This is a genomic window from Mesorhizobium sp. M7A.F.Ca.CA.003.01.2.1 (genome assembly GCF_003998945.1).
Lineage (GTDB): Bacteria > Pseudomonadota > Alphaproteobacteria > Rhizobiales > Rhizobiaceae > Mesorhizobium > Mesorhizobium ciceri.
This window is the reverse complement of the sequence record NZ_RZRA01000768.1, coordinates 1-2,835: the sequence shown is the minus strand read 5'-3', so window position 1 is coordinate 2,835 and position 2,835 is coordinate 1. Positions and strand designations below refer to the sequence as shown.

The window sequence follows — 2,835 nt, the reverse complement described above, 5'->3', positions numbered from 1 at the left end:
CGCCAGAAGGATCATGTAAAGCACCGGGTTGGCGATGCCGAACACCCAGGCGCCGCCGCCCAATGACAGAAGCTTGGCATGGTCCGGCCCGAACTGGAAGACCACCGTGTTGTTGGAGGCGACCATGGCGAGGCTTCGGGCGATCGACAGCATGCCGAGCGTCACCACGAAGGGTGGAAAGCCGAGATAGGCGATCAGCACGCCGTTGAAGGCGCCAATGGCGAGCGCGGTGGCAATCGAGGCCAGGATGCCGACCTCGATCGAGTAGCCGGCATGCATGGTGACGGCCAGCACCATCGACGACAGGCATAGCACCGAGCCGACCGACAGGTCGATGCCGCCGGTGATGATGACGAAGGTCATGCCGAGCGCGATGATGGCGACGAAGGTGATGTTGCGGGTGATGTTGTAGAGGTTCTTCGAGGTGGCGAAAGCGTCGGTGGCAAACGACAGGAACACGCAGGCAAGGATGACCGCGATCACCACCCAGAAAGTCTGGCTGGCAAACAGTCTCGCGGCCAAGGATTGCTGCTTATGCTCGATCGGCTGGTCAATTGTCAGTGCCATCGTCGACCTTCATCTGCTGTGCGTGGTGGAATTCGCTTGAAATCAAACCTGTTCGATAGCGCCGGTGATCAGCCCGGTGACTTCCTCGGGCGAGCTCGACGCAATCGTCTTGTCGGCGACCTTGCGCCCGCGCCGCATGACGATGACGCGGTCGGCGACGGTGAACACGTCAGGCATGCGGTGGCTGATCAGAACGACGGCGATGCCCTGATCGCGCAAATGGCGGATAAGGTTCAGCACTTCGGCGACCTGGCGCACCGAGATCGCCGCCGTCGGTTCGTCCATCAGCACGATCTTGGCCTGCGACAGCATGGTGCGGGCAATCGCCACCGCCTGGCGCTGGCCGCCCGACATCTGCTTGACGAGGTCGCGCGGACGGGTCTCGGACTTCAATTCGGCGAAGAGCTGGCCGGCACGCTTGTACATCGAGGCATAGTCGAGGATCCGGAACGGCCCGACGCCGCGCCGCAACTCACGGCCGAGATAGACATTGGCGGCGGCAGTCAGATTGTTGCAGAGCGCAAGGTCCTGGTGGACGATCTCGATGCCGTGCTGGCGGGCTTCCGCCGGCTTGTGCAGGATCAATTCCTTGCCGTCCATGTGCATGGTGCCATGGCTCGGGCGGAAATTGCCAGCGATCATCTTGACCAGCGTCGACTTGCCGGCGCCGTTGTCGCCCATCAGGCCGACCACCTGTCCGGGCTCGATCGACAGCGAAACGTCGTTGACGGCCTGGATGGCGCCGAAATGCCTTGAGATGTTGGTGAGTTCGAGAACCGCCACCAGCCTTTGCCTCCCCGTGCTTTGCGACCTGCAGCTGTTACCGGCGTGGATGCCGACGCTGCTTTGGCCTCGCTCTCCCCGGCTCCTCCCGAAGACGGCGTTAGCGTTCTTTTACGCAAAAGCCGGCGCACGTCAATCAATTGTCGGACGAATTGGGCCAGGACTATTTTAAAAATCCGTTTTGTAGGACAAATAGCATTGACGTTGGCGCCAAGCCGATATTAGCTAAGCGTCGGAGGAGATTATGCCGATCCCCGCTGGCGGTCGCCGGCCGGAATTGGCGGAGGTTTGACGGTCCAGGATCCGGCGGCACCTGTGTGTGAGCTGATCTGAAGCCGAATCTGGAAATGCTTATCGATCTGTCCTGGCGACACGAGCGCTCGCGAAACGACCCTCGGTCATCACGCATCCGGTCGATCTGTATGGCGGGCACGCCGTGTCCGTTTGTTTCAAGGGAGGACTGACATGAGGAAAACACTTTTGCTCGCCGCCGTCGCCGCCATGGCGTTGGGTGCCGGGCCGGCTTTGGCCAAGAAACAGCTCGTCATTGTCGTGAAAGGTCTCGACAATCCGTTCTTCGAGGCCATCCACCAGGGCTGCGAGAAATGGAACAAGGAAAACGCCAGCTCGGAATATGAATGCTTCTACACCGGTCCGGCGTCGACTTCGGACGAGGCCGGCGAGGCGCAGATCGTCCAGGACATGCTGAGCAAGGCCGACACGGTGGCGATGGCGATCTCGCCGTCCAACGCGCCGCTGATCGCGCAGACGATCAAGAGTGCCAATCCGTCGATCCCGATCATGACGGTCGATGCCGATCTCAGCAAGGAAGACGCAGGTCTTCGCAAGACCTATCTCGGTACCGACAATTACCTGATGGGCAAGAAGATCGGCGAGTACATCAAGAAGGGCAAGCCGAATGGTGGCACGATCTGCACCATCGAAGGCAACCCGGCAGCCGACAACATCCTGCGCCGTGCGCAAGGCATGCGTGACGCACTGTCGGGCAAGGAGGGCCTCGCCGCACTTGCCGGTGAAGGTGGCTGGACCGAAGTCGCCGGCTGCCCGGTGTTCACCAACGACGATGGCGCCAAGGGCGTGCAGGCGATGACCGACATCCTCGCCGCCAACCCCAAGCTGGACGCCTTCGGCATCATGGGCGGTTGGCCGCTGTTCGGCGCGCCGCAGCCCTATCGCGATCTGTTCGGACCGCTCAAGGACCGGATCGCCAGCAACGACTTCGTCATCGGCGCTGCCGACACGATCGGCGACGAGATTGCGATCGCTCGTGACGGCCTTGTAACGGCTCTGGTCGGCCAGCGGCCGTTCGAAATGGGCTACAAGGCACCGTCGGTGATGATCGACCTGATCGAAGGCAAGGCGGTCGCCGATCCGGTGTTCACCGGCCTCGACGAGTGCACCAAGGATACGGTCGACACCTGCATCCAGAAGTAGGTTCTCGATTTCGGGGCGCCCGGCTGCGGG

The 2,835-nt window shown here is 61.8% G+C and carries 3 protein-coding genes; 1 reads left to right on the top strand and 2 read right to left on the bottom strand.

Annotated features, from left to right (window positions below; all coding sequences use genetic code 11):
- Together EN969_RS25200 and EN969_RS25195 are read right to left on the bottom strand one after the other, a co-directional pair.
- A partial coding sequence (locus EN969_RS25200) for an ABC transporter permease (RefSeq protein ID WP_164758474.1) occupies positions 1-567 on the bottom strand: 567 nt, incomplete at its 3' end.
- A 42-nt stretch (positions 568-609) separates the two neighbouring features.
- Positions 610-1,350, bottom strand: a complete 741-nt coding sequence (locus tag EN969_RS25195) for an ATP-binding cassette domain-containing protein (RefSeq protein WP_013530854.1) — start codon at positions 1,348-1,350, stop codon at positions 610-612.
- Between the two features lie 465 nt (positions 1,351-1,815).
- Between EN969_RS25195 and EN969_RS25190 the strand changes: the two genes are divergently transcribed.
- Positions 1,816-2,805 carry a sugar-binding protein gene (locus EN969_RS25190; RefSeq protein ID WP_013530855.1) on the top strand — a complete coding sequence of 330 codons (990 nt, stop codon included), beginning with the start codon at positions 1,816-1,818 and terminating at the stop codon, positions 2,803-2,805.
- Positions 2,806-2,835: the final 30 nt, after the last annotated feature.